A 26,146-nucleotide genomic window follows, 5' to 3' on the forward strand; every position below is an offset into this window, starting at 1 on the left:
TCGTCCTTGGCCATCGTCTTTTCAATTCCCGGCAAAACTTTTCTATTGGGCGAATACCTCGCTCTTCAAGGTGGGCCCACATTGCTGGGGCTGACACAGCCGTGTTTTGAATTGATTGTAAAGTCAGGGACGGGTGACCTGGGCACGATTCATCCGGACTCTCCAGCGGGGAAGTTTGTTTTCACTCACCAGGATTATTTCTCTAAATACGATTTTGAATTTAAAGATCCTTATCAAGGTCGTGGTGGGTTCGGCGCTTCAACCGCTCAGTTTTTAGGTGTGTATTCGTTATGGCTTTATAAAGAAGATGCTCAACGAGATATGGAAAAGCTTTTCGATATCAAACACATGCTTGAGACTTACAATTCGGTCGCGTGGAATGGCCAAGGTCTTCCTCCAAGTGGTGCAGACCTTGTGGGTCAGTTGAAAGGCTCTTTGACGTTCTTTGAAAAACGTCGTGGATATTTATCTGTGGCAAGTTGGCCGTTCACAGACTTGGAGTTTTATTTGATCCACACGGGCAATAAAGTTCAGACCCATGAGCATCTAAAAACTTTAGGCGAATTTGATTCATCAGGCCTTGAGAAAAGCTTCAATATGGCGAAGGAATCCTTTGAAACACATCAAAGCAGTTTGTTCGTCGATGCTGTAAATTTGTATGCAATGAATTTAAAAGCCTTAGACTTCACTTGTGAACCTACTTTGAAACTTTTAACGGACATTCGCTCTCTTGCTGGAGTGAAGGCGGCTAAAGGTTGTGGAGCCTTAGGGGCCGATGTTCTTTTCGTGCTGACAGCGAAAGATCAATCTTTGGAATTGAAAACATACTGTCAGAAACACGGTCTTGCGATCGTGGCTTCCCAAAGCCAAATCTCTGCGGGTTTGTCGGTGGGAGTGAAAGGTTAGTCATGGATTCAGTTTTAGTTTCTGCTCCTTCAAATATTGCATTGATCAAGTATATGGGAAAGATCGAAGGCACTGGCAATAAGCCAACGAATGGATCATTGTCATATACTCTTGAAAATTTGCGTACGTTTGTGCGTTTGACGATGATTGATGGTAACCAGGATCAATGGAGGGCCTTTGTACGTGAAGATCTTCAGCCCTTGGATTTATCTGAAAAAGGTCAGCACAGATTTTTGAAGCATCTTGCGAATCTAAAAACAAGATGGGGGATTGAAAAATCGTTCCTTGTCGAATCAGCGAATAATTTTCCGTCGGACTGCGGTCTTGCAAGTTCTGCTTCAAGTTTTGCTGCTTTGACTTTAGCTGCGGCAGAGATGTTTCAAAAAATAAATCCGCAGCCATGGGGCGCAGACAAGAAAACTTTGTCTGAACTTTCTCGTCAGGGTTCGGGATCCTCTTGCAGATCTTTGTTTTCGCCGTGGGCATTATGGCAGGCGGAATATGCAGAGCCAATGGGACTTGAAATCACTCATATGCATCACATTGTAGTGGTTGTGGAGGATTCTAAGAAGGAAGTTTCTAGTTCTGACGCTCATAAACTTGTGACGACAAGCCCTCGTTTTGTCGGTCGTCCAGAGCGCGCCGAAATTCGCTTAAAAGATCTTGTGCACTCTTTGCGTTTTAATGATTGGCATATGGCTCGCCAAATTGTTTGGGACGAGTTCATTGATATGCATCGCTTGTTTGAGACGAGCACACCAGCGTTTACTTATATGACAGAGGGCTCGAAGAAAGTTTTAGAGGACTGTCAAAAACTCTGGAACCGCTGGCAAGACGGTCCTTTGGTAACAATGGATGCCGGCGCTAATGTGCACATGCTTTTCCGAAACGATCAGAAAAAATTCTTCGCTGAATACCGTGAGCATTTTGGGAAGGACTTTAAGGTCTTAGCCTTTGAAGGGGTTAAAGACGATGTCCACTAACTTTTCCTGCAAGTCATTTGGTAAATGCATTCTGGTCGGAGAACACTCCGTCTTGCGCGGAAAGCCTGCCTTGGTCGTGCCAATTCGTTCACGCAGCCTTGAGCTTGACTATCAAGCGGGATCTCAACCGCTCGAACTTTATTTGTCAGGCGATCATGGTCAAGAACTGCAACTTCTGGTTTGGGGAGTTCTTGAAAAAGCCTGCGAGATGCAGAAATTTTCTCGTAGCGAATTGAAGGGCAAGCTTACTATCGGTTCAACGATTCCTGTAGGTGCTGGAATGGGCGCTTCCGCAGCCCTGTGTGTGGCACTGACTCGTTGGTTGGGCTTCTTGGGTTATGTTCAGGAGACTGAATATTATGAATTTGCACGCAATCTAGAAAATCTTTTCCACGGTGAAAGCAGTGGTCTTGATATCGCTGTCGCGTTGTCAGGGTCAGGCCTCCGTTTTGTCCGAAATGGCGAGCGCCATACTTTGGAAATGAAGTGGAAGCCTCGTTGGTACATCTCTTACACCGGCAAACGTGGCGTGACAGTGGATGCGGTTAATAAAGTGAAGGACTTCATCGCTAAAGACCCAACTCGTGGTCACCGAATTGATGATGAAATGCACGAAGCGGTGGATCTTGCGCAGAAGGCTTTGCTTTGGGATTCACCCGAAGCTCAGGGACAGTTGATTGATGCTATTAATAAAGCAGGACAATGTTTTGAGCAGTGGGGCTTGAATGAAGGCGCGCCAGCTCGTCATATTCAATGGCTTCGTGATAACGGGGCTATAGCTGTGAAGCCAACGGGTTCCGGCGGCGGTGGCTATGTTTTATCTGTGTGGGTGAATGAACCGCCAGCTGAAGTTCTTAAAGAACTGATTCCTTGTTAGTCAATGAAACCCCTGAGAAGGGCTTTTAGAATAGATTTACAGTGGCGAAAAGAGCCACATTGGTTCGATCAGCTCTATAAGAAAACATTGTCATGGCGATGTTTTAAAGTTCTTGTTGCTAACTAATTTCGACCTATTTTCAATTTGTGATTCAAAATTTCTTAATGATTGGTTCGTAAGATTTTCGAATGGCTAAACGTATCGAGAAAAGTAAAACCCAAGATGTTGTAAGGGGCTTGGGCTTTACTTCTTTGAAAAAACACTACGAAATATTTCGGAGCGCCGAATGAACGTCTTGCTTGTAGAGGCGCCAAAGAGGAGGAAGGCTGGCGATGGCGATGGCAATCAAAGCAAGAACGCCTGTCACAAAAATCATCCATGGCGGCCAATTCGAAGAGTTCACCGCAGGCAATTGTGCTCCAGCAGTGGAGAGAATCACAGGGCTCATTACGAATTCGATGAGAGCCGCTAAGACAATCGAACTTAATCCCATCCAGAAACCTTCGACCAACAGAAGTTGGGTCAAGTCGCTGCGGGCATAACCTAAAGCGCGAAGTACCGCAAGCTCGAGGGAGCGCGCCTCAATTCTTGTGAAGAAAACAGCAAGAACCGTCAGTGTGCTTAGAACAAGTAGAGCTCCTACGATCAGGAACTGCAATTCTTTACTAGAGCCGGTAAGCTCTTCCAGATGTTTCTTTTCCTTATCAACAAAGACCAACTGCGATACGGTTCTTTGGTTAATCAGTGTTGCTAATGAAGATTCACCACCAGGTTTGATATTGATCAAAAAATAGCTCAGAACGTGGGGACCCCAGATGGTCTGATATCCGGGTGTTCCTATAACAGCTTGTTGGGCCGTTTCTAGATTTGTGTAAATCCCCTTATCCCAGATTTTGCCGGTGTGCTTAAGGATGCCTACGACTTTCAAATCCAAAGCGGCGCTCTCTTGAGTGGAGTCATGAATACGTGCATGCACGTAAAGACGATCGCCTAATTTAACATTTTCTTTTTCGGCGACATCAGAACCTATCATGACTTCTTTTAAAACAGTGGGGAAAAGACCCTCTTGAAGTTGCGGTGCTGTTGAGTTCGCCGGTTGCAGATTTAAGAAACTCGGTTCCGTTCCGATCAGTGTGAAGTCATGATAGCGACCGAACACTAAGATGGGAGCGATTTGCGAGATCACAAAAGATTCATGATAAGTAGATTGATCTTCAAACTGGATATCTTTTTTGGCTTTCAGTGTTTCGTACAGGTTTTGGGGAACGTACGCCGGGATGTCACCTTCGAAATTTAAAGCTCCAAGTAAGATATCAATGCCGCCAGATTTGGCGCCTACGATAGCGTCACTTTGTTCAGCCAAAGTATTAAAGCGTGAATGCGATAGAATTTCCAGCTTAAGTAAAATCGTTACTGCAGCAATGGCCAGCGCCAAAGCAATGACAGTGATTGAAGTTGCAAACAGATGGCGACGCAAATACAGAAACGAAAGCCGAAATGCGTTCATCGCAGCAACTCCTGAACAGGAAGGATTTCATCGAAGAATTTTTCAATGCGATGATCATGACTGACCATGACCAGGCTTTGATCTTTTAGATCGCCCCCAAGAAGGTTCATCACTTGGTCGGCATTTTTATCATCAAGGCTTGATGTGGGTTCATCGGCCAGAATCACCTCAGGCTTTTGCGCCAAAACTCGAGCTACGGCGACGCGCTGCTGCTCGCCCAAGCTTAATTGCTGTGTGCGGCGTGCGGCCTTATCGCCCAGGCCTACTTTCGTTAAAAGTTCTTGGGCTACAGGTTTGGAAGCTCCGCAAAGTTCTACATTTTCTTCGGCTGTAAGATAGCTGAGCAGATTCAGGTTTTGAAAAACCAGTCCCATTTTCTGTCGACGAAGATGAGAAATTTCCTTTTCTGAGAGGGAACTCAGGGCCTTTTGATCCCAGTGGATTTCCCCTGCACTTGGCGTGTACAAGCCTGCCAAGAGGTGCAGGAACGTTGTCTTTCCGGTGCCACTAGGGCCTTTGATAAGCAATCGCTTGCCGGGGAAGAGCCGGAAGTCTGAGACTTTAAAGAATGGTGTCTGAATGCCTTGAAGATGAAGTTCCATGCCCCCATGCTAAGCTCGCGATTTTAAAATTGCAAACTTCAATAACTGGGGTACGCTTTATCTCAGGTCCTCGAAAAACCTGGGAGTTTTGTTTTTGGAAATACTGGCAAGTAAGCCTCAATTTCAAATGAAGTGGTGCAAAGACGCAGACAGCCTTCGTGACGTGCTCAAGCTTCGCAAAATCTGCTTTCCCGCAATGAGAGAGTTTTTATCAAAGGCCGACATCACGGCCCGTCACCTGATTGTTCGAAATGAGCAGGGAATAGTAATCGGCGCTTATCGAGTGACTCTTTCCACTCAAGTCGATCGTTTTGAAACAGAAGACGATTTTCTTTTAGAGGATTTCAAAAAAAAGCCGGGAGTTAAAGCTGAGCTTGCTTGGGCTTGTGTACATCCAGATTACCGCGATGGCCGAGTGATCCATTTATTATGGCGAGGGCTCAGCGATTTCTTTAAAGAGCATAAAGTTCGCTATGTTTTCGGTCTTGCCAGCATCACGACACAAGGATCTGAAGAGGTTCTTGATATTATCGGCTTCTTAAAAAAACAGAACTACATCATCTCGCAAAATGCCATTCATGCAAGGAATGGCTATTTCTCTGAAAAGTCCTTAGTGCTAGAGCGACCAACATCTTCAATGCGAAAGCGTCTGCTTCCGGGGTTGCTTCGCGCTTATTTAATGGCCGGAGCTTTGGTTTGTTTGCAGCCTGTGTTTGATCCAGATCTGGACTGTTTCGACTTCATGACTGTTCTTGATGTGGACAGTGCAAGTCCCCTGTTAATGGCTCACTTCAATTTCAAATAGTACTCGCGGATTTTCGGTGGAAACTTTTCGATAGCATAACGCAACTGAGTGCGTGGCATTTTCGTTGCGTATTTGTCTAAGAACTTTTTTAACGTCGATTCATCGCGCTTGCCAATTTCACGAAGCATCCATCCGCAAGCTTTGTGAATCAAATCGTGCTCATCTTTCACAAGAATTTCGATAATTCGTAGACTGTCCTTAAAGTCTTTTTGACGAATAAAATAAAAGGTCGAAAGTATCGCAATTCGACGCTGCCACAGGTTCTTTGATTTCGCATATTTAAAAAGCAAACTGCGATCGCGCTCAAACAGGTAAGGCCCCGAGATATATGGAGCAGAGCTATCCACCAAATCCCAGTTGTTCACATTTTTAGAGTGTTTGATATAAAACTTAAAAATCTTTTCTTGAAGCTTGGCATCTTTCGCTTTGCGGAATTGTTCGACCAAAATGGCTAATGCGAGGGAACGTTCTTCATGAACTTTGGATTTCAAAAGCGTACTGATATCCGGTAGGGACAGATCCGAAAACTTTTTAGCAAGCACGCGCAATTGCGGTGTTGTCAGGCCATAGAAAATATCGCCTTCACCATATTCACCGGGGCCCGTTTTGAAAAAACGCTGAAGAGCCACAGCGCGGGCAGGGTCCTTTAGTTTTAAAACTTCTTTACGTACTTGCATCAGTTGATTGTTAATTTGAAAACTTCGTTTGTCATTTCCTAGTTTTGGGGCGACGTCCAGTGTTTTACAACAACGGCAAAGTTCTTCCATAGAGTTTCTGGAACGTTCTGCCTACCATCGGCTTCTAACGTGGATGCAGATCCCAAATTCTAAAGGATGGTTATAATGAAAAGACTTATGATGGCGGCATTGGTTGTGGTTTCAATGGCAGGCTCTATGGCGATGGCTTTCGAAGGGCCCGCTCAGTTGAATGACGACGGCAGTGTGACGCTGATTCCGATTCAAAGAAATTGCGGTACGACTCCTCAGCCTGCAAGTACAGATGTCATTCCTGAAGCTTGCAACAATGGCGACACGCCTCAATGTCCTCCATACATGAATCCGGTAGCAAAATATTGCTGGGGAGGATGGGGCGAGGGTTTCTATCGTTGTGGTTGGTCATGTCGTCCTGAAGGTGGTCGCGGTGGCGATCATGGCGGAGGCAATGGTGGATCCGGAGGATCAGGCGGTGGTAACGGCGGCGGTCGTCACTAGTTTATTTGGTTGAGTTTGCATAAGTGAAGAGGGCGATGGAAGCAGCCACTGTGGCATTCAAAGATTCAACTCCTTGAGTCGGAACTGAAAGTCTTTGGAGGCCCTTTGTGCCGCTGAAGCCGGGACCCTCTTCGCCTATAACAAGCTGCAAGTTTTTGGGCCATTTGAAGTTTGCGACATTTTCGCCCTTCATATCCAAGGCCCAAATCCTTTCATTGCCAGTCACGTAGTCAGTTAATTTGCCAATTTTGTACAAAGGTAATTTTAGCAAAGCACCCGCAGAAGCTTTGATCGCCTTCGGGTGATAAGGTGAACAGCTTTCATCAGTCAAAAGTAATTTGCTTACTTTAAATGCTAAAGCCGAACGAGCGAGGGCCCCTAAATTTCCAGGATCACCCAATGGGCAAATCAGTTCAAGACCTTCTGCCGTGTGACCTTCTGGCAAATTTTCGATAGCTTTGGGCTCAAGAACCAAGAGATTGTAGTGCGTGCCGACGACATCCAATTCATTAAATAGACCTTTAGGTAATTTGAAAACAGGAATACGACCAAATTTGGCGGCTGCAGAAGTAGGCGTCACAGAGCGAAGATCTTCGTGAATGATCTCGGCCTTTACCTTGAAGTTCGGATTTTTCAAGAATTCTTCAATCAGCTTTTCGCCCATCAAGATAAATTCATTGTGCTTCTTAATTCCACGGGAAGAGGAAAGATCACTCCATCTTTTAAAATGTTCATTTGTTTTTGAAGTGATCTCGTTCACGGGGCAAATCCTTAGTTGTTCTGTTCGCGTCTATAGAGTTTCAAATCGTAATATGAATCGTGAGCAGCTGCAATGCGAAGCTTTGTCCCCTCATAGTCGCGGAAGATCATAACTTTCACAGAATGTTGGCCGTCGAAGTTCAGCTCTCCAGAAAGAGAGTTTTCTTGCGGAGCCAACCAGCCGTCAACTTTGTGAGTGCGAATGGCGTTGCTTTGCATGTGAATGGAAGCAAGACCTCTGCCGTTGGCATCAAGTTCGATTTGGATGAACCAAATTGTGTTGTGATCGTAGGCAATCCATTCGCCAGGCAGATCTTCAATAATCAGGGGTTGAGTTGAAATGCTCACAGGCCACGGAGGAATCACCGGACCACCGGGATGAGTATGGCCAATGGATGCGATGGCTAAAATGAATAGACTTAGGAAAATCAGTAAGCATTTCATGCTTTCGTCTCCTCACGATTTTTAATTTGGACCTGTGTTTGCGCTGTCAGGTAGTAACCTTTACGGTCCCGCAGGATATATTTCGGGCTTTCAGAGTTCGGTTCCAGCAAAAGACGCAAGCGTTTGATGGAAACATAAATCAAGTTGTCATGGATATCAGGATCATAAGCTTGCTTCCAAATGATCTCGATCAAATCTTCTTTGCTAAAACGGGTCCCTGGATTTTTTAGGAATAAAATCGCAAGTTCGAGCAGAATGTGCTGATTGCGGAAATCCAGATAGCCTTTTTCTTTTTCGTGCAATTGGTTTTGAGCCTCATCCAAAACAAAATCAAACGAGTGGATCGCTTTTGCCGGAGTGAAAGTGCAGTATTGAGAAATTTCGCGATGCAACCGTGGATGACGAAGTTCATTTATACCGCGCATCGCAAGTTCAGCGTACATTTGATATAAATCCAAAGCGCCTTGTTCGCGATGAAGGTGAGCAATTTGCGCCAGGATCGATGGAATTGCCAGCTGATGGCCATGTTGACCGGCGCGCTCGTAGGCTTGCCAGATTAACTCTTGGGCGCGATCAAATTGACGACGACTGCTGTGTGCGTAAGAGCGGACTACCAGGGATGTGATCAGCAAATCATCTAAAGATAATTCCTTGATCATAATGTCGAGTTTGTCCAAGTACTCCAGTGCTTTTGGAATATTGTCTTGGCGTGCGTGCAGGGTCGCCGCTAAAGCAAAGCAGCGAGCAAGGCATTCCAAATTTTGGCTCAAAGTGCTTAGCGCCATAGCGTAGGAGAGAGTTTTTTCTGCATCCTCGTTGCGCTTTAAAATCTGGTAGTGAGCAATCAAGTGATGAGCCGAAGCCTTCAAAGAATTGTCCGAAGTGCTGTCATTAAACTGTTGAAGGGGAGTCATCCAAGTTTCGAAGTGGCACAAGGAATCAAGCTCAAAACAGCATTGCAGAAGGATACGCAAGGCCTCAAGCCAATCGGCGAATTGTCCCTGTGCCAGGGTTTCTTGCGCGGCTTTTTTCGCAGACAACGACGCCTCTACAAAGTCACCTTTGTGATACTCAAGCTTCGCAATTTTAAGTTGAGAATTGTCTGTTTTCGCCATGTGAGGGGGCAGAGATAATCCTGGCCCCGAAGGGTGTCAAATCTTAAAAAGGCTTACAAGAAATATTACCTGTAGGCAGACCAACGGCGTTTTTCATCCCCAGAAAGTTCGTCCATCAAAAGCTCTTCGCCTTCGTCATCTTCTGGCAATGGCATGTGCTTAATTTTTTCATAAACAACTAAGCGACGCTCGTGAGGGGTCTGTGGCAAAGTGTAAGGAACGTTTTGTACGAGCTTGTAATACTCGCCCCAGTTCTTTTTCGCCATTTCGATCTCGGGATCAACCCCAGGACCCTTCATGAAATAAACCCGACCGCCAATATTTAGACAGCTAATCACATTGCCTAAAGTGTTTCCAATATCTTCCACCGCACGAGTGATGACGCCATTCACAGGGTAAACGAAGTGCTTATTGATATTGCGACCGATAATATCAAGGTTTTTGAGTTTCATTTCAGAGCGCACGTGTTTCAAAAACTCCACACGTCTTTGCACTCCCTCGCCCAATAAGATTTTCTCTTCAGGGAACATGATTTTCAGCGGAATGCCTGGGAATCCTGGGCCTGTGCCCACGTCGATCAAAGGAAATTTCAGTTCGGTGTGCTTCAAGATGATGATGCTATCGATGAAGTGCTTAATGGCAATATCACGAAGTTTTAGCAGGCGAGTGAAGTTCTCTTTTTCCTGATTCAGCATCAGCAAACGATAAAAGTGCGCAAGTTTTAAGCGTTGTTCATGGCTAACCATATCGAAGCCATGATTACGGAAGACATCTGCCAAGCGATCGTTGGCCTCATGAAGTTCATAGATAGTTTCAGGTTTTTTATGGCGTCCCTGATTAGAAGGTGCTTGGGCAGCTGATTTGCCGTCTTTTTTACGGGCTTCCTGCCTTGCTTTATAGGGACTGTAGTTATTTTGGTTCTTGTGCGCCATAGAGGGGGCGAAGATAGAGTTAAAGCCCTTAAAGCTCAAGCCTTTTTTGCGCTGTGTGAAAAAGCTCAAGTCCTTGAAAAGCCAGTCTTTTCAGGCCACTATGAACGCCTATGTCATTAACGAAACTAGATTCCATCAAAGAGAGCGCCCTGGCGGCTTTTAAAGCGGCTCCGGGCACCAAGGAACTTTACGATCTGAAAGTTCAATATCTTGGTAAAAGTGGTTCCCTGACAGAGATCATGAAAGAAATGGCTTCTTTGCCAAAAGAGGAAAAACCTCTGTTTGGTAAAAAGGTCAATGAAGTGAAGCAGGTTCTTGAAGCTGCCTATACCGAAGCTGAGGAGTCTCTGAAGAAATCAGAAATCTCTGCGAAAATGGCAGCGGAAGAGTTGGATATGACTTTGCCGGGCTTTGTTCGCAACAAAGGCTCGCAACATCCGGTGCACATGGTGATCGACGAGATCTTTGGAATCATGTCGCGCATTGGTTACAGCGTTCGCACGGGACCTGTGATCGAAAAAGATTACTACAACTTTGAAGCGTTGAATATTCCTGCGGATCACCCTGCGCGTGATATGCAAGATACTTTCTTCATCGATAAAACTCACGTCTTGAGAACTCACACATCGCCAATTCAAATTCACTCGTTGGAAACTGAAGAGTTGCCACTTCGTGTGATCGGCACGGGCCCAGTGTTCCGTTGTGACTCTGATATTTCTCACTTGCCGAACTTCCATCAGATTGAGGCTTTGTGCGTGGATGAGAAAATCTCGATGGCAGATTTAAAAGGCACCATCAGCTTCTTCGTGCGCGAGTACTTCGGACCTGGTTTGAAAACTCGTTTCCGCCCAAGCTTTTTCCCATTCACAGAACCTTCTGCGGAAGTGGATTGCTCTTGCCCAATTTGTAAAGGCAAGGGGTGCAGTCTGTGTAAACAGTCTGGTTGGATTGAAATCGGTGGTTGCGGTCTTGTGAATCCAAAGGTGTTCCAATCTGCTAAGATTGAGTATCCAAAATACCAAGGTTTCGCATTCGGATTTGGTGTCGAGCGTATGGCCATCATCAAGTACGGCATCGAAGACATCCGTTTGTTCCCTGAAAATGACGTTCGTTTCTTAAGGCAGTTCATCAAATGAAAATTAGCTTAAAGTGGCTTCAAGATTATGTAGATGTGAAAGAGTTCTTCACTAAGCCAGAAGAACTCGCGGAAGCTTTGACTCGAGCAGGTCTCGAGGTTGAAGAAATCACAAACCTAGCAAAAGATTTCAATCACGTTGTGGTTGGTCACATCTTAGAAAAAGATAAACATCCTAATGCAGACAAGCTGTCCTTGTGCCGGGTTTCTACAGGCGATGTTGTTCATCAAATCGTGTGTGGAGCACAAAACCACAAAGCGGGCGATAATGTGATCGTTGCTTTACCAGGAGCGGTTCTTCCAGGAAATTTCGCGATTAAAAAATCCGCGGTTCGTGGTGTGGATTCTGCAGGCATGCTTTGCTCTTTGAAAGAGTTGGGCTTGGCGAAAGAATCTGACGGTATCGAGATTCTGCCGAAGGAGGCTCCTGTGGGGAAACCTTACGCAGAGTATGCAGGCTATGACGATATCACTTTCGAATTGAAGGTGACTCCGAACCGTGCGGATTGCTTGAGTCACTTCGGTCTTGCCCGTGAAGTTGCAACTTTAACAGGCAAAGAGTTAAAGGCTCCTGAATCTGCACCAAAAACTTCAACGCAATCGACGAAATCTGCCATTGCCCTTGATGTGAAAGCTTTTGATTTGTGTCCTCGTTATACGGGCCGATTCATCAAAGGTGTGAAGGTAGGACCTTCTCCGGCTTGGTTGAAGAAACGTATCGAAAGCGTTGGACTTAATTCCATCAATAACATCGTCGATGTGACGAACTATGTGATGATGGAATTAGGACAGCCATTGCATGCCTTTGATGCGAATTTTATCGGCGGCAAAAAGATCGTTGTGGATCGTGCTGTTGCTGGTGAATCGTTCATTACTTTGGACGGCACTGAAATTAAATTGACTGGTGAAGAACTCACAATCCGTGATGCTTCTCATCCGGTTTGTTTGGCGGGTGTTGTCGGTGGCAAAAACTCGGGTGTGAGTGAAGCGACTGCTGATATCTTCCTAGAGAGCGCTTACTTTATTCCAATGAGTGCCCGTAAGACATCTCGTTCTCATGGTATCGATACTGATTCTGCTTACCGCTTCTCTCGCGGTGTAGATCCGGACGGAGCTTTGCGCGGTTTAAATCGTGCGACCGCTTTGATTTTGGAAGTGGCCGGTGGCGAGGCCTTCGGCGACCCTCATGACTTCTATCCAAACCCAGTGAAGAAAAATCCCGTGACGATCTCTGTGCAAACAGTCTCAGATCGCTTGGGTTATGAGGCTTTAGAGGACAAGTTCGTAGACTTCATGAAGCGTTTGGGCTGCCAAGTGACGGCAGTCAGCGGTTCTGGAGCAACTTATTCAATCCTTCCACCGACATTCCGCTTTGACCTTGAGCAAGACATGGACTTGGTTGAAGAGTATGCGCGTTTGAATGGATACGAACACATTCCAGAAACGTTGCCGACATTTGCGAAAGCTCCGTCAAATCACGACAAAGTTTTCATGCTGAATCGCTCGACAAGTGATGTGGTTCGTGCGGAAGGTTATCAGCAAGCGTTCAACTTTGCCTTTGTTGGTTCAAAAGCTGAAAAAGCCTTTACGGGTAACATCAGCACATTGAAAGCGGCGGGCTTTGCGATCAGCGAGAAAGAAATTCGCATCATGAATCCTCTGAACGAGGAAATGGACGTGATGAGATCGACTTTGAGTTTTGGTTTGTTCAAAAATCTGAATACCAACTTCCACTATGGCAATATGATGGGGCGTTTGTTTGAAATCGGTAGCACGTTCTCTGTAAAAGAAGACGGCGCTTACGGTGAAAGTGCTCACTTGGGTTTTGCATTGTGGGGTAAGAACGACAATCTCTGGAATAAGTCTTTGCACTATCCGATTGTGTTTGAACTTAAGGCAACGGTTGAAGCTCTTTTGAAAACGTTGAATATTTCTTCTTACACGTGGGTGACGCCGGCTGCAGGAGCTTCAGAAGTTCCTGCTTTCATGCACCAAGGTCAGTATGCTCAACTTTTGGTTGAAGGTAAGAAAGTAGGTTTCATCGGAACTCTTCATCCAGTTCTTTTGGATGACAATAAGATCCGTGTTCCTGCCGCGATCGGCGAGTTTGACTTGGATCAATTGTATAAAGGTCAACCTCGTCCGTACCGTATTCAAAGTGTTTCGAAATTCCCAGTGGTCGAGCGCGACTTTGCGTTTGTGATGCCGAAGACTTTGAAAGTCGGCGATGTTTTGAAAGACATCCGCAAGGCCGCTTCTGGTTTGTTATTGAATGTTGACGTGTTCGACTCTTATGAAGGCGATAAAATGGAAGCGGGGAAGAAGTCTGTTGCTATTCGTTTGTGGCTTCAGGATAAGAATGGCACGCTGCAAGAAAATCAAATCAACGAGGTGACTACGAAGGTCCTTGAGAGCTTGAAAAAGAATTTTGATCTTTCTGTGAGATAAATTCTTGATTGTATTAAGGAACTTGTTACGCTTGAAGAGTCGGCGGATGCCGGCAAAGCTGAAGTGCCGGTAGGCGCGCAAGCTGAAGCAACTTCCGCGAAAGCGGGAACCGCTAAAATTAATGGAGTGAAGGATCACTATGGCTGGCCAAAACTTAGGTAAATCAACTGTGACGAAGGCCGATATCGTCGAGAATGTGTATCAAAAAATCGGATTCTCGAAGAAAGAAGCATCTGAGTTGGTTGAACTCTGCTTCGATACCTTGAAGCATGTTTTGCAAAATGGTGAAAAGGTTAAGATTTCTGGTTTTGGTAACTTTGTCGTGCGTGGGAAGAACGAGCGTATCGGTCGCAACCCGCAAACCGGCGAACAAATCAAAATCTCAGCCCGTCGTGTTCTTACGTTCCGTCCGTCGCAAGTTTTAAAAGCGATGCTGAACGGTGAAGAGTACGCGCATCTCAAGGATGATGAAGATGACGACGATGATGACTACGGCGACGATGAATAATCCGCAGGTGGAAAACGACAGCATGGACGTGTCTGTCGTTGATGAACAAATGAGTTTCGATAACACGGAACTTGATTTGGGCGACCAACACCTTGAGTTTGTTGAGGATGCTGATGTAAATGCAGAATCTTTAACGACGGCACCGGTTTCTATTCCAGCAATGCTTTGTGATGACAAACTTCTGGAAGAGATCAATGCCATCCCAAATAAAATGGGATTCAAGATCGGGGACGTTGCTGAGATCCTAGGTATCAAGCAGTACGTGCTTCGTTACTGGGAGACAGAGTTCGACGTTCTTCGTCCTAAAAAAGCTTCGAACAACCAACGCATGTACACTCGTAAAGATGTTGAAAATGCATTGTTGATCAGAAAGCTTTTGCACCGAGATCGTTTTTCAATTGAAGGCGCAAGAAATGCGATGAAAGAATTGAAAGCTCACGTGCGCAAAGAAAAAGACATGAGCCAAGTTTTCACTAAGTTGGATCATGTCAACGGAGCTGTTGACGATCTTGTTGCTGACATCCGTCGCGTTCGTCAGATGTTTTTATAATTGAATTTAAATGACGTTTGAGTTGAAAAAGAAAGCCACCTTGGGGTGGCTTTCTTTTTTTAGACGTTTATTTTTCAGGATGTCCTTTATCCAACCATCTTTTAATGAACTCTTGCTGGTCTGCTGATAGAGGAACTGAATCCTCTGGTGGCGGCATGCGCTCATCATCAGTTCTTGAAACAATTCGATAAAGTTTACTATGGGCCGAGTCTGGTCCTAATAAATTCTTATGCGCAACCATCTTGTCGAAAGGGTACAACAAAATTTTTGAGGCATCCGGGTCACTGCTGTTGGAGTTGTGGCAATGAAGGCACTTCGGCTGCAAAATTTCTGTTGTTAAAGTTTGATAATTGAGAGGCATGGACAAGATCGGAAGATTTGCGGGTGGCGTAGAATTGTCAGCAGCACATGAAGGCAAATCCAGGACTTTGACAGAAGAGTTGATCGGAAATCCGTCAGCAATCCATTTTGCCAAGATGTCTTTTTGACAGTTGCTTAAAGGAGTATAGCCAGAGTCCGAAGGTGGCATGGCATTACTGGTGACCTCCTTCTGAACCTTCGTGATATTACGCTCTATATCCGCCGTTGTTCCAAGGTAGGGTTGATTAGTGCCGGAGTGGCATCGTGCGCATGCAAAAAGTACGGACTGTTGAACTGTCGTAGCGTCAACCATTTGTGTGTCGTTGAATGTTTGTTGCAAGCTTTTGGTTTGGCTGCCCTTGAGTTCATGATAACTGCAGGCACCCAGCAATATCGAACTAAAGATAATAATGAAGTAAAATCCACGCATAATTGCTCTCCACGGAAGTTGTTTGAGGCGCATGTTCTAAAGTCCATGCAGTTTCGATTTCAAAATGAGGTCGAGGAAAAAATTGTACACCTAAACCATAGTGATAAATTTGTGTCGCTGGATCTTCCAGAGTGCTGAGTTCTCCGTCGGCCAAACATAAACCTACGACTCCTTTATAGAGTTCGTATCCCAACTTTTGATAGGCGACGGCCGAGTGTTGAATTGTATGAGAGCTCTTTAGATGTTGCTCTTGCCAGTCGACTTCACTGAGTAAAAATAGTTTTTTTGTAAAGCCAAATAAGCCGTGCAATCCATAAATCTGACGAGAGAACTGATTGTTTTCTCCTCTCCAGGCGCTGAAGCCGGGCTTGAAGGTATCGGCGAAAACTTTTTCTACTCTAATAGAGACAGCGGTTTCATCTGAATCCGGGTGATCACTCGGAGCTTTGCTGTAAGAGGCCGTGGTAGTCCAATTTTCATCAGCGTATTGGAGTTCCGCGGCGTCTCGCTCGTCATAGGCTCCGAAGCCCAAGAACTCGCGCGTCGGTGAAATGTGTTCTGGGATATTTAAACCAAACTGAGGAATAAATCTTCCGACTCGTGCCGAGACATAGTCATTGATTTGATCCATGACGTAGTATCTTGTCGTTTCCGGAGTCCAAACACCTTCTTGGTCAAATTTTCCCGCAGCGATATTTAAGGTCCAATTTTTGAATTTGACTGCGGCTTCGATCAACCCTTGCATGTTGATCCATTCTCCGTCTTTGACCTTGTCGTTTTCGTAGTGATACTGAAGGCCGCGATAATCACCGCCGACTAGAAGCCAATCTTGCACCTTTTCCATAGGCAAGGCCCCATGTAGGAATTGAGCTTCTTTTTCACTGCCCCAGGTGCTGAGAACTTCAGATGAAAGACCTCGGCCATAAGGTGTCAGGACCCCACCTCCTGCGGGAGAAACGTGACAGGCCGTGCAGTTCACATAGCCATAGCGGATCATTTCAGGGAACGCATGAGCCGTGCACGTTCCCAAGAAGATTAGAAGTATTGCAATGAGTTTCATAACTATTCCGGTTTTAATTCAATCTTTAGAGTGACTTGAACTTCATCAGCAACGGTTAAGCCTGCGTAACTTGGGATTGAAATTCCGAAGTCACTGAGGTGCAATTTAAAATTGGCATCAACCTGTTTATTTGAACCTTCCGTTTCCATACTGACAATACCGGAAACTTTTTTGCTAACATTATGAAGATTCAGAGTGCCTTCGAATGGAACGTCAGAAACTTTGTTCAGGTTCTTCAAGCTTAAGTTATCAATAGAAAGTTCAGCGACGGGCGCCTTCTGAGTCTCTAGATATTTCTCTTTCATATGGCGATCACGCATGTCGATGCCAGTGGATAAATCATCCAACTTAAGTGTGAACTTACCAGTGACTTTGCCGTCGTTCAGATCAACGTTCCCATGGGGACCTTTTGCCTCGCCTTTAATGCGAATCATTGCAGGTCTGCCGATTGCTAAAAACTCTAGATGGCTTTTTTCATCTTGGGTGACAAGTTTTGTGCTTGCAAAAGCAAGCTGCGACAGTCCAACAAGAATAGTGATAACTGGAAAATAGATGCGTTTCATAATACCCCCTCAAGACGAAAAATAATGGGTGGATTTCGAGGGGGCTACTGTTATTTACTAAAAATATAAGGTTAAAATTAAATTTTATTAAATTTGGAACCAATCGAAATTCAAGCACGCAAGCTTCTCGTCAGGGGAGTTTGCGAGTCGATCCACGACATCTTTAAGAAGTTGCGAAAGCTTTTCCCGCACCCACTCGAAATCATCCTGCGAAAGGGAAATCACTCCTGAGTAATGCAGATTTTCGATGTTTTTTTTGCTCGAGGCTTCAATGGATTTTAAGCGCCATTGCGTATGATGATGTGTCACCAAAGGCGAGGACACCTCAAGATGCAGTGCCGGTTTTAGCACTTTATAATTGCCGCGCTCCATTTTTATAAGTCCTCTGGAAAGCAGAAACTCTAAGGTTGATTGCAGGGTGCCAGCCGGCAGCTGAAAGTAGCGTTGTAAATTATCTAATGATTGAAGAGCTGGATTGAGCAAAGCTATGTGGATCGCGGCAAAGTGCCAGCTGGAATAATAAGTGGCCTGGTCTTCAAGGGATAGCGTATCTGAAATATTCACACGCTTTTTAAGGACGCTATGTTCTTCGCGCTTTTGCGAAATCTGCTTTTGGAAAACTTTTTCAAGCCCTTTGGATCCGGCACGTTTGCGCATCACCAGTAAAAGAAGAAACTCGGATTCAGATTCAGTCAGTTGCATCCATCGTGCACAAGCTTCAGCTTGCTCGAGACTGAAGTGATGGGGACCCGCTAAAACATGTGTAATAAACGCTGTTTGGCAGCCAATGGCATCGGCAAGCTGTTTACGCAGTCCGCGGCCTTTGAGAGGGCCTCGGTTAATCCAACTGAGGATAAACTCTTTATAGTCTTTATATTCGAATATAGACAGGTGTGACATAGGATCTCCAAAATTTAATTTTATTAAATTTTCCCGTTGTTTTTTTAATTAAATATCCTTGCAAGTCAAGAGTGATGAAATTAAAACTCTGGCCAATGGGAGGCTCTAATGCCTAAAAGCACTCTTATCGCGGTTATCACATTGTTATCGTGTTTTGCCCAAGCACTGCCATTTCGAGAAGGTGGAGTCAGTGGCGGCGGAGGAAATGTTCTAAATCCTCAAAATCCCAAAATCATTTTAGATTCAGAAAAGGCCGAGCACATTGTCCGTGCTTCAAAACTGTATGCTCATATCTTCTTCGCGAATGCCGAAGAAGAATATTTGAAAGGGACGGCGCCAGCGGATGTCATGGCTGTCTATAAAAAGATTTTCGAGAACAACAACGTTACGGAAGTGCTGGATACAGTTCATCCTCACGTACGTGATTATGGACCTTGCTACGATTATTCATTGAACCCTGTAGATGCAAGTGTTGCAAGCCTTGAGCCGGATCGCTTCTGTGTGAGCTCTTATGCTCTTTCTCATAAGGTCCTGCCTGAATCATTGCCGATCCAGGCGGCGGCGTTGATGGCTCATGAATACACTGAGGTCATGGGCTTAGGGGAAACAGAAGCCGTGATTATTCAAAAACAAGCTTTAAATGATTTACAGCAACTAGCTCTACCTCCATTAGAGGTGGAAGGTTGTGAAAACAATAACGTTGAGGGAAAATAATATGCGTCAATTTTTAATCGCGTCTTTAGTAGCTATCTTGTTGCCAACTGTTGGTTTCGCTCAAGAAGTAGCGGGCTCTTTGAAAGACAATATGAAACAATTGGGATCTTTGTCGAAATTGATCAATGCGACAATTAGCGATTCCACGAAAAATCAAGATAATGCCAGTCGTGCAGCTCAAATGGTCGACTTGTTTAAAGTGGTGTACAATCAAGCAGCTGATGGAGTTGCAGATGTTCCTGCAGATCAACAGCAAGCGGCTCTGGCTGATTTTCAAAGTTTGATTCAGCAAGAGATTGATTTAACGACTCAATTGGCTCAAGACTTTGCGGCAAATGATAATAGTTCTGCAGCAGCTGTTTGGCAGAAAATTACTGATATCAGACACGAAGGTCACGACAAATACAATCCGTAGGCTTAACGGAAAGGGAGAGTGAGGTGTCCCTCAGTCTCCCTTTTTTTTAAAGTTCTTTGTGTGGGGCAAGAAGATCTTCCAAGAAAAAAGCCGAAAGCTCCGCACGACCCGCCAGCCCAGATTTTTCGTAAATGGTCGTTGCCTGCGCACGAATTGTTTTATCGGCAACACCGCGAATTTCAGCAACCTCTTTAGAACTCAAGCCTTTTAAAAATAGCAATGCGACTTCTTTTTCCGAAGGAGAAAAGTTCCATTTTTGAAATTGCTCATCAATGGCTTTGCTCAGACCTTCGATGAACAGTCTCGAATTCGCTTTCCAATAAGCGGCTTCTTCTCGAGATTTCTCTAGCTTCTCTTGTGTTTTCTTTAGGACAGACCCTGCTTGCATGGACTTACCAAGCAGCAAACCATAACCAATCACTGCCGCAAGTCCTGCGATTCCTTCTACGGCCATGTGGCTAAAGCTGGCTCCTTCTTTGGCATCTGAAAGAATGTCGAGAGCAATCAGAATAGCGATTGAAAGCAGGATCATAGAAAGGATCACTCTTTCCTTAGAAGAAAGATATTGGGAATCACTCGTCATGTGTGCTCGCTCCATCAAGAGGCTGAGTGGAAGGTGGGGCAGATGACCATGCTTCTGGATGGCGAATGCGTCCACCTAGGTTCGAGGTGTATCCTAAAGAGATCGTCGCGATGGCGCACAGAAGGACCAATGCTTTTGATGACAGTTTTTTGAATTTGCTTTGAGGATTTAAAATCAAAGTCAAAAAAGCTAAGCCACCCGCTATGCATGTCAGGACCAACGAAATCTCTGCGGATTCTTCGTGATCATGGATTGTAGATTTCATAATGCCCGGCACCTGTTTGACGATCTTTTCCGCGGGCTCGCCGGTTAAATATGCGGGCACGGCTGTTGCGGCTGTCAAGATTAGAACAATCAAGCAGAAACGTTCCAAGGTCTTGTCATTGCGACGGTACGAGAAAAGTAAAAAAAGCAGAGCCATAGGAAGTGTTAATAATGGGATGTGGTTCAAAATAAGATGGATATGTGCGAAGTTCATTGTGCCTCCTAAGCTCTAGAGTCGGACTTTTTTTGAAGAGAGGCAATAGGACAAAACACTGAATCGGGCGACGTGGACAAGACCTAGGACATTTGCCAGATTAAAAGTAGATACAGCCCATAATATCTGTAGATGGCGATGCGCCCAAAAATAACTTATTGTTGGCCCCTGTCGTATTTCAAATCTGCTCCAAAATGCAATGACGCCTTTGCAAATGTGATTGAATCGATTATTTCTTATATATGAAGTCTATGAAGCAAGCATCGATTCGATTTCTTTTTGTGCTTTTGCAGCTGTGTTTTGTAAGTGTCACCTATGGACAAAATAAAACTGTTAAGATCGTCACTTTTGATTTTTGTCCTTGGCAATGCATAAGGAAAAGCACCTCTAAAGATCCTGGAATTGCAATCGAGGTCGCAAAAATCATCTTTGAAAGTGAAGGCTATAAAATTGATTTCGTTGAGGCTCCTTATGCTCGAGCGATCAAAGGGGTCGAAGATGGAGAATACGACCTTCTTTTGAATTTAAATGCACTCACATCTTCCAAGGTTGCCTTGTCTGCCGAGCCCTCGGCGTATCTCGAAATGAATTTCTATACTTCAAAGAATGAGAAATGGACCTATAAGGGTGTGTCTTCGCTGAAGGACATCAAGGTTGTGTCGGTGCGGGGTTATAATTACTCTCCGCTCAGTGTTGCTTATCAAAATTATCTCATGGAAAACGAAAAATCGGGCCGAGTGGTCATCGTAAGTGGCGATAACGCTTCTGAAAGAGCACTTCAAATGGTTTTGAATAAGCGCGTGACCACTTTCAACGAAGACGCCTCGGTCTTTGAATATTTTGTTTTTAAGAACCATTTGTCGAAAGCATTTAAGATGGTGGGCACCTTAGGCGGAGGACCTCTTTACGTTGGCTTCTCTAAAAAAAGCAACAAGGTGGCTGTACTCAAAGAGGTCTTCGATCAAGGAATTCGTAAATTGCGCAAAAGTGGAAAATTGGCGGAAATCGTTTCGCGTTATGGAGTTTCGAACCGCATCGGTGAGAGGAAAACCATCAAGTCCAAGTGGGATTGAATCTTCGGTCGGATAAGTTAACTGTGCTTTTCTGAAAATCGGTGGCAGAAACTTATCAACCCCTTCAAGGAGATCAGTCATGCCTCTCAGTTCCTATTTAAAAGAAAAACGTCAGAAGAAGGCCATTTCTCAGAAAGAGGTTGCTGATCAGATTGGAAGAATCAGACATCAGTTTATTTCCAATATTGAAAGGGGAGCGAGTAAGCCACCCGTTGATATTTTAAAAAAAATGTGTGCGATTTACGAGATTGAAGAAGAAGAAATGAAGACTCAATTTGTAATAGATTCCGTTGCTATGGCACGCCAAGAAGCAGAAGAAAAGTGGAATCAAGCTTTTGCTCCAAAGGAAGCTTCGCGATCTGCTGAATCATGGCTAATGCTTTAGGCAGAATTTCTTGAGACACATTTTAAATAAGTAACGCAACAATGCTCGAAAGAACGATTAAATGATAGGGTCTCTAAATAATTAGAGGCGAAGGATCGACAATGTCGACAAGAAAAATTAGAGGGTCATTATGTCGTTAAAGAGTTTTCTCAAAGAAAGACGGCATGAATGTGCCATCACGCAAACAGAAGCCGCTGAAAGAATCGGTGATCTTAGCTGCCAGTTTATTTCCCAGATCGAATTGGGAAAGTCCAAGGCTCCCATCACAGTTCTTAAGGGAATGTGCAGAGTCTATAACATCAGTTCCGCAGAGATGTTAGAACAGTATGTGGAAGACATGGTTCTCAGCGCAAGGCTTGAGGCTGAAAGACTGTGGTATGCCTGTCCTTTAAAAAAAAGGTTGCAGAAAAAATCTGCAACCTTTTTCTATTTCTAAGTACAAACCTAAATTAGTAGCCAAAAGACTGCGCAGTCTGTTGGATCCAATCAAGGTATGAGATCACGTTTGTATAAACGATATCTTTGTTGCAGCCAAGACCGCTGCGGCTAGTAGCGCCCCAAAGAAGATATTGGTTACCAACTTGGATGTAAGCAGGTCCGCCAGAGTCGCCAGAGCAAGCTGCATGGCCGTGAGCCTCATCTAGGATAGTTTCTTTGTCGTTGTCGATTTCGGTTACTTGAACAGTCGTTGTTTTCAAAACAGCAGGGCCGTTCAATTGTTCTTTGATACATTGTTTTGCCGTTTTGGCATCATCTGTGTCGCAGAATACTTCGCCGTCATCCATCAACTTTTGAAGGTTTGGAGTATTCAATGGAACGCGAACAACTTTATCAGAGCTCACACCATAACCGGCAAGAACCACAGTCGCGCCAACTTTAATTTGACTCGCATCGTTCAACAAAGTCGCAGGAATGTAACCATCTGGAGTTGTGCCAGAGTACTTCATCAAGCCGATGTCATTCCCTGGTGTATTGCGATCGACCTTCGTAGACCATTGGTCGTTAGCTTTCAAAGCCACAACGGGTCTGACAAAAGGAGATTTCAAGAAAGCGGGGCCAGAATTCAAAAGAGTTTCCATATCTGGCGCAAAAACGATGTACACGCCATCAGCTTTCGAACCGATGCAGTGAGCTGCTGTTACAACCAAGTTGCCTGGTAAAAGCGAGCCCGAACAAATAAAACCTTCATTGTTATCGTAGATGCCTACGATGCTCTTAGAAAGTGGAGAGCTGTCTGGAACCAAAGTTCCACCGATAATATGGCTCTCGTGAGATGCCACCAAAGATGATGGTGTGTTAGAACCGCAGCCTGCGATAAGTGCTGCTGCAACCGCAATTAGAACTCCTGAAATCTTCAACGTCGTAATCCCCCATTTTGAAAAAATTTAGAAAGGTCTTTTATAGAAATTGCGCAGCAATGCAAGAAAATATTAACAAAGGGTAATGAAAAAATCAGACCCTGGATATCTTCCGGATTTTCTGGAAAGCCGAATAAGGCTAGTTTACGCTTCGGTGTTCAACTCTGGGAATGACTTCACCAAATCATCCAGGGCCTTCATTTGTTGCAAGAAAGGCTCAACCTTTGCCAATGGCAGGGCCGAAGGGCCGTCGCATTTAGCTTCATTTGGATTCGGATGGCTTTCAATGAAGAGACCCGCTAGGCCCACACCAAGACCTGCACGAGACAGCTCAGCGACCTGACCACGACGGCCCCCAGAAGCTGCCCCCATGGGATCGCGGAATTGCAAAGCATGGGTTGCATCCAGAATCACAGGGCTGCCTTTAGAAACCTTTTTCATGATATTGAAGCCCAGCATATCAACAACCAAATTATCGTAACCGAAGCTGGTACCACGATCACACAGGATGATTTTGTCGTTACCGCACTCTTCGATTTTTTCGACGATGTTGCCCATTTGGCTGGGGCTTAGGAATTGTGGCTTTTTAACGTTGATAACGTTGCCTGTGCGAGCCATGGCTTCCACTAGATCAGTTTGACGGGCTAAAAAAGCGGGAAGTTGAATCACATCGGCAACTTCAGCCACTGGTTTGGCTTGGAAAATTTCGTGGACATCGGTGATGACTTTAACGCCGAAAGTTTTCTTCAATTCCTCAAAAATTTTAAGACCTTTTTCCATGCCCGGACCGCGATAGGAATGGATCGAAGAACGATTGGCTTTATCGAAGGAAGACTTGAAAACGTAGGGAATCTTAAGTTTGTCAGTGACTTTCACGAAGTGCTCGCACACTTGCATGGCAAGGTCTCTGGATTCAAGAACGTTTAAGCCTGCAAACAAAACGAAGGGTTTGTCGTTTGCAACTTCAATGGAGCCAATTTTTACGATCTTATTTTTTTGCATAGGGCGCTAGCATAGCACCCTCGGGGTCTACAAATCAATTGCGCAGCCTGACTAGTCATCTAAGCGCGAGGATTCCTTGATCATCTCTAGGATAAAGGACTTGCCAGCCTCTGAGAGATGGGTAAAGCGCAACCCATAACGGATATAAATGTTGTTGGAACCAGGAAGTCTCACTTTCCGCGCAGAAACTATCAGCCCCTTGGCGTCAAACTTGCCATTCCCCATATTGTCAGCGAATTTCACCATCATAGATTCGTTTAAGTTCGCTTTTTCTTCGCGCACGATGAAGGCCATGCCGGATTTGGAAATGTCAGGGCAGAATGCCTGAAATCCCATTTGTTGCCCCATGATGACAAAGACTTTTCCGCACTCATAGCGCGGAAATTTTCTGCGCACATGAACATCAGGAAGATCTGCATTGGTGGCTTCTTTGAACTCTTTTAGAGACTTTGGTGAAAACTCGTCCCAGTCGATCAGACGTTGCCAGGGGCCTTGAGGGCTTTTGGCAATCAGACTCTGTTCGCTCAGTTTGTGTTGATGAATCATCGAAAGGACATCGAGATATTTTAATCTGCGACCTACTTGATCTTTTTCATACCAATAAACGGAAGTAAAAACAGGTTGCTCGATACGTAGACCATTCGGAATTGTGTTTTCAAAGACGTCGCCGGGAATAAGGCCCACGATAATTTGCGAGTCGTCATGATCGTATTCGGAAGTGGGGACATCGAAATTGGTTTCAATATCTGAAAAATCGGGATGTTGCATGAGCATCATCCACTCGCCAGTTTGTTGATTCAGAATCATATCGAAAAGATTGATCTTACCACTGCGAACTCCCTCCAGAATTTGCCGCTCTGAAAGAGGTCCGATCTTGCGTTTTCCCGAGGTGAGGTAATACTCAGCTGCCATGAAAACTCCTTATACCCAGCACGTCCCATATATCTTTTCGGCCAGTCGATAAATCGTCTTAAGTATGTTTCTGTTAGCGACATCTTTATGAGGTCTTTTAGGGTTAGAAACCGTCCTTTTTGAGCTGTTGGAACAGGTCGATCGAACTTAGGGGTGTAAGTGCGAAACATAATCTTTCCACAGCTATGATGGTCTCCATCAACATTCAATGTTTGTCTGACCTGAATGAGATCGGTTGTGCTAGCATAAATCATAAACGGAGTTGCCATGGCCCTTAGAAAAATTGCTCAAATAGTTCCTGCGGTTCGAGATGATATTGATGATCTGATCACTCGTCGAGCCCTACCAACTCAGCATATTAGCTTCTTGGATCCGTTTTTGTTTCTAAATCATCACGGTCCGCAAGTTTATCCTGCTCCAAATCACGGATTGCCATTTGGCCCTCATCCTCATCGCGGTTTTGAGACTGTGACCTTTATTCTGAAGGGTGATCTGATGCATTCAGATAGTGGCGGGCACGAGAGTGTTATCAAGGCAGGCGGAGTGCAATGGATGACAGCGGGGAAGGGACTTGTTCATGCGGAAGTTTCGTCACAAGAATTTCTGCAAAATGGTGGAGATCTTGAGATTCTTCAACTGTGGGTAAATTTGCCTGCGAAGTTGAAAATGACAAGGCCTGCTTACCGTGGCTTGCAGAAAGACGAAATTCCCACCTATAAATTCGACAACGACAAAATCAAAGTGCATCTTGCCGCCGGTGAGTTTAAAAATCACAAAGGCGTGTTTCAGCCCCTTACGGATATTTCATTGATGGTGATGGAATTTTCCGGAGGCGCTCATATAACTATAGATGTTCCTATGGACAGAACTATTTTCTTCTATGTAGTTCGAGGACATTTAAAAGTGAATGGAGCTAATGTCGGGGAGTTTCATCTTGCGAAGTTCGAGAACGAAGGTGATCAGCTTCACATTGAGACGTCCCAAGATGTGGTACTTTTGTTCGGTCATGCAAAGCCATTTAACGAGCCCATTGTCTCTCACGGTCCCTTTGTCATGAATACAAGAGAGGAAATTATGGAAGCCTTTCGTGATTATCAAGCCGGGAAATTCGAATAAACGCATTTTAAAAAA

Annotated in this window: 31 protein-coding genes; 15 read left to right on the plus strand and 16 right to left on the minus strand. The window is 44.8% G+C overall.

Annotated elements, in window-relative coordinates; all coding sequences use genetic code 11:
* The first annotated feature begins 6 nt into the window (after nucleotides 1–6).
* From VF412_RS07655 to VF412_RS07665, 3 genes are read left to right on the plus strand one after another with little or no spacing between them, the layout of a single operon-like run.
* A complete protein-coding gene (locus VF412_RS07655; RefSeq protein WP_331338635.1) occupies nucleotides 7–906 on the plus strand; it encodes a hypothetical protein in 900 nt (299 codons plus the stop codon).
* A gap of 2 nt (nucleotides 907–908) precedes the next feature.
* Entirely contained in the window at nucleotides 909–1,889 is a 981-nt protein-coding gene (locus tag VF412_RS07660; protein WP_331338636.1) for a diphosphomevalonate decarboxylase, read from the plus strand.
* Nucleotides 1,879–2,766: a hypothetical protein gene (locus tag VF412_RS07665; RefSeq protein ID WP_331338637.1), complete on the plus strand. Its 888-nt coding sequence runs from the start codon at nucleotides 1,879–1,881 to the stop codon at nucleotides 2,764–2,766. Before VF412_RS07660 ends, VF412_RS07665 begins: the two co-directional genes overlap by 11 nt.
* A gap of 262 nt (nucleotides 2,767–3,028) precedes the next feature.
* Here VF412_RS07665 and VF412_RS07670 read toward each other — a convergent pair whose 3' ends face one another.
* Entirely contained in the window at nucleotides 3,029–4,273 is a 1,245-nt protein-coding gene (locus tag VF412_RS07670) for an ABC transporter permease (RefSeq protein ID WP_331338638.1), read from the minus strand.
* A complete protein-coding gene (locus VF412_RS07675) occupies nucleotides 4,270–4,875 on the minus strand; it encodes an ABC transporter ATP-binding protein (RefSeq protein ID WP_331338639.1) in 606 nt (201 codons plus the stop codon). The genes VF412_RS07670 and VF412_RS07675 overlap by 4 nt, the downstream gene beginning before the upstream one ends.
* A 94-nt stretch (nucleotides 4,876–4,969) precedes the next feature.
* Here VF412_RS07675 and VF412_RS07680 point away from each other — a divergent pair, with 94 nt between their 5' ends.
* On the plus strand, nucleotides 4,970–5,680 hold the full coding sequence (locus tag VF412_RS07680) for a GNAT family N-acetyltransferase (RefSeq protein ID WP_331338640.1): 711 nt from the start codon (nucleotides 4,970–4,972) through the stop codon (nucleotides 5,678–5,680).
* On the opposite strand, the gene VF412_RS07685 is transcribed toward VF412_RS07680, so the two are convergent.
* Entirely contained in the window at nucleotides 5,662–6,357 is a 696-nt protein-coding gene (locus VF412_RS07685; RefSeq protein WP_331338641.1) for a DNA alkylation repair protein, read from the minus strand. The genes VF412_RS07680 and VF412_RS07685 overlap by 19 nt on opposite strands.
* A 165-nt stretch (nucleotides 6,358–6,522) precedes the next feature.
* Between VF412_RS07685 and VF412_RS07690 the strand changes: the two genes are divergently transcribed.
* Nucleotides 6,523–6,891 carry a hypothetical protein gene (locus VF412_RS07690; protein WP_331338642.1) on the plus strand — a complete coding sequence of 123 codons (369 nt, stop codon included), beginning with the start codon at nucleotides 6,523–6,525 and terminating at the stop codon, nucleotides 6,889–6,891.
* Nucleotide 6,892: 1 nt separating this feature from the next.
* Here the strand turns inward: VF412_RS07690 and VF412_RS07695 are convergent, their stop codons facing one another.
* From VF412_RS07695 to rsmG, 4 genes are all read right to left on the minus strand, one after another.
* Nucleotides 6,893–7,651 carry an RNA methyltransferase gene (locus tag VF412_RS07695; RefSeq protein ID WP_331338643.1) on the minus strand — a complete coding sequence of 253 codons (759 nt, stop codon included), beginning with the start codon at nucleotides 7,649–7,651 and terminating at the stop codon, nucleotides 6,893–6,895.
* A gap of 11 nt (nucleotides 7,652–7,662) precedes the next feature.
* Nucleotides 7,663–8,094 (minus strand): hypothetical protein, encoded by a 432-nt coding sequence (locus VF412_RS07700; RefSeq protein WP_331338644.1) that lies wholly within the window; start codon nucleotides 8,092–8,094, stop codon nucleotides 7,663–7,665.
* Nucleotides 8,091–9,209 carry a helix-turn-helix domain-containing protein gene (locus VF412_RS07705; protein ID WP_331338645.1) on the minus strand — a complete coding sequence of 373 codons (1,119 nt, stop codon included), beginning with the start codon at nucleotides 9,207–9,209 and terminating at the stop codon, nucleotides 8,091–8,093. The genes VF412_RS07700 and VF412_RS07705 overlap by 4 nt, the downstream gene beginning before the upstream one ends.
* A gap of 65 nt (nucleotides 9,210–9,274) precedes the next feature.
* On the minus strand, nucleotides 9,275–10,141 hold the full coding sequence (gene rsmG / locus VF412_RS07710; RefSeq protein WP_331338646.1) for a 16S rRNA (guanine(527)-N(7))-methyltransferase RsmG: 867 nt from the start codon (nucleotides 10,139–10,141) through the stop codon (nucleotides 9,275–9,277).
* 110 nt (nucleotides 10,142–10,251) lie between these two features.
* On the opposite strand from rsmG, the gene pheS reads away from it, so the two are divergent.
* From pheS to VF412_RS07730, 4 genes are all read left to right on the plus strand, one after another.
* Nucleotides 10,252–11,277 carry a phenylalanine--tRNA ligase subunit alpha gene (gene pheS, locus VF412_RS07715; protein ID WP_331338647.1) on the plus strand — a complete coding sequence of 342 codons (1,026 nt, stop codon included), beginning with the start codon at nucleotides 10,252–10,254 and terminating at the stop codon, nucleotides 11,275–11,277.
* Entirely contained in the window at nucleotides 11,274–13,724 is a 2,451-nt protein-coding gene (gene pheT / locus VF412_RS07720; RefSeq protein WP_331338648.1) for a phenylalanine--tRNA ligase subunit beta, read from the plus strand. The genes pheS and pheT overlap by 4 nt, the downstream gene beginning before the upstream one ends.
* 169 nt (nucleotides 13,725–13,893) lie before the next feature.
* Nucleotides 13,894–14,232, plus strand: a complete 339-nt coding sequence (locus VF412_RS07725) for an integration host factor subunit alpha (RefSeq protein WP_349258999.1) — start codon at nucleotides 13,894–13,896, stop codon at nucleotides 14,230–14,232.
* Complete coding sequence (locus tag VF412_RS07730) at nucleotides 14,198–14,782, plus strand: MerR family transcriptional regulator (RefSeq protein ID WP_331338650.1); 585 nt, start codon at nucleotides 14,198–14,200, stop codon at nucleotides 14,780–14,782. Before VF412_RS07725 ends, VF412_RS07730 begins: the two co-directional genes overlap by 35 nt.
* A 67-nt stretch (nucleotides 14,783–14,849) precedes the next feature.
* Here VF412_RS07730 and VF412_RS07735 read toward each other — a convergent pair whose 3' ends face one another.
* From VF412_RS07735 to VF412_RS07750, 4 genes are all read right to left on the minus strand, one after another.
* Nucleotides 14,850–15,572, minus strand: coding sequence for a hypothetical protein (locus VF412_RS07735; RefSeq protein WP_331338651.1), 723 nt, complete (start codon nucleotides 15,570–15,572; stop codon nucleotides 14,850–14,852).
* The gene (locus VF412_RS07740; RefSeq protein ID WP_331338652.1) at nucleotides 15,541–16,632 is read right to left on the minus strand and encodes a hypothetical protein; all 1,092 of its coding nucleotides are present in this window, start codon (nucleotides 16,630–16,632) and stop codon (nucleotides 15,541–15,543) included. Before VF412_RS07740 ends, VF412_RS07735 begins: the two co-directional genes overlap by 32 nt.
* Nucleotides 16,633–16,634: 2 nt before the next feature.
* Nucleotides 16,635–17,195, minus strand: coding sequence for a YceI family protein (locus tag VF412_RS07745; RefSeq protein ID WP_331338653.1), 561 nt, complete (start codon nucleotides 17,193–17,195; stop codon nucleotides 16,635–16,637).
* An 87-nt stretch (nucleotides 17,196–17,282) separates the two neighbouring features.
* Nucleotides 17,283–18,095, minus strand: coding sequence for a TIGR02147 family protein (locus VF412_RS07750; protein WP_331338654.1), 813 nt, complete (start codon nucleotides 18,093–18,095; stop codon nucleotides 17,283–17,285).
* Between the two features lie 108 nt (nucleotides 18,096–18,203).
* Here VF412_RS07750 and VF412_RS07755 point away from each other — a divergent pair, with 108 nt between their 5' ends.
* Nucleotides 18,204–18,809, plus strand: a complete 606-nt coding sequence (locus VF412_RS07755) for a hypothetical protein (protein ID WP_331338655.1) — start codon at nucleotides 18,204–18,206, stop codon at nucleotides 18,807–18,809.
* Between the two features lies 1 nt (nucleotide 18,810).
* Nucleotides 18,811–19,224, plus strand: a complete 414-nt coding sequence (locus tag VF412_RS07760; RefSeq protein WP_331338656.1) for a cytochrome b562 — start codon at nucleotides 18,811–18,813, stop codon at nucleotides 19,222–19,224.
* Nucleotides 19,225–19,270: 46 nt separating this feature from the next.
* On the opposite strand, the gene VF412_RS07765 is transcribed toward VF412_RS07760, so the two are convergent.
* On the minus strand, nucleotides 19,271–19,807 hold the full coding sequence (locus VF412_RS07765) for a helix-turn-helix transcriptional regulator (protein ID WP_331338657.1): 537 nt from the start codon (nucleotides 19,805–19,807) through the stop codon (nucleotides 19,271–19,273).
* The gene (locus VF412_RS07770; RefSeq protein ID WP_331338658.1) at nucleotides 19,797–20,285 is read right to left on the minus strand and encodes a hypothetical protein; all 489 of its coding nucleotides are present in this window, start codon (nucleotides 20,283–20,285) and stop codon (nucleotides 19,797–19,799) included. The genes VF412_RS07765 and VF412_RS07770 overlap by 11 nt, the downstream gene beginning before the upstream one ends.
* A gap of 251 nt (nucleotides 20,286–20,536) precedes the next feature.
* Between VF412_RS07770 and VF412_RS07775 the strand changes: the two genes are divergently transcribed.
* The 3 genes from VF412_RS07775 (at nucleotide 20,537) to VF412_RS07785 (ending at nucleotide 22,179) form a co-directional block, all read left to right on the plus strand.
* Nucleotides 20,537–21,358 carry a substrate-binding periplasmic protein gene (locus tag VF412_RS07775; RefSeq protein ID WP_331338659.1) on the plus strand — a complete coding sequence of 274 codons (822 nt, stop codon included), beginning with the start codon at nucleotides 20,537–20,539 and terminating at the stop codon, nucleotides 21,356–21,358.
* Between the two features lie 79 nt (nucleotides 21,359–21,437).
* Nucleotides 21,438–21,743 (plus strand): helix-turn-helix transcriptional regulator, encoded by a 306-nt coding sequence (locus tag VF412_RS07780; protein ID WP_331338660.1) that lies wholly within the window; start codon nucleotides 21,438–21,440, stop codon nucleotides 21,741–21,743.
* A 130-nt stretch (nucleotides 21,744–21,873) separates the two neighbouring features.
* On the plus strand, nucleotides 21,874–22,179 hold the full coding sequence (locus VF412_RS07785) for a helix-turn-helix transcriptional regulator (protein WP_331338661.1): 306 nt from the start codon (nucleotides 21,874–21,876) through the stop codon (nucleotides 22,177–22,179).
* Nucleotides 22,180–22,192: 13 nt separating this feature from the next.
* On the opposite strand, the gene VF412_RS07790 is transcribed toward VF412_RS07785, so the two are convergent.
* The 3 genes from VF412_RS07790 to VF412_RS07800 all read right to left on the minus strand — a co-directional run bounded on the left by VF412_RS07790 (nucleotide 22,193) and on the right by VF412_RS07800 (nucleotide 25,015).
* Complete coding sequence (locus VF412_RS07790) at nucleotides 22,193–23,101, minus strand: S1 family peptidase (protein ID WP_331338662.1); 909 nt, start codon at nucleotides 23,099–23,101, stop codon at nucleotides 22,193–22,195.
* A gap of 144 nt (nucleotides 23,102–23,245) precedes the next feature.
* On the minus strand, nucleotides 23,246–24,103 hold the full coding sequence (gene kdsA / locus VF412_RS07795) for a 3-deoxy-8-phosphooctulonate synthase (protein WP_331338663.1): 858 nt from the start codon (nucleotides 24,101–24,103) through the stop codon (nucleotides 23,246–23,248).
* A 51-nt stretch (nucleotides 24,104–24,154) separates the two neighbouring features.
* Nucleotides 24,155–25,015, minus strand: coding sequence for a PilZ domain-containing protein (locus VF412_RS07800; protein WP_331338664.1), 861 nt, complete (start codon nucleotides 25,013–25,015; stop codon nucleotides 24,155–24,157).
* A 267-nt stretch (nucleotides 25,016–25,282) separates the two neighbouring features.
* On the opposite strand from VF412_RS07800, the gene VF412_RS07805 reads away from it, so the two are divergent.
* Nucleotides 25,283–26,131 (plus strand): pirin family protein, encoded by an 849-nt coding sequence (locus VF412_RS07805; RefSeq protein ID WP_331338665.1) that lies wholly within the window; start codon nucleotides 25,283–25,285, stop codon nucleotides 26,129–26,131.
* The last annotated feature ends 15 nt before the right edge of the window (nucleotides 26,132–26,146 follow it).

The sequence above is a fragment of the Bdellovibrio sp. genome, assembly GCF_036384735.1.
Lineage (GTDB): Bacteria > Bdellovibrionota > Bdellovibrionia > Bdellovibrionales > Bdellovibrionaceae > Bdellovibrio.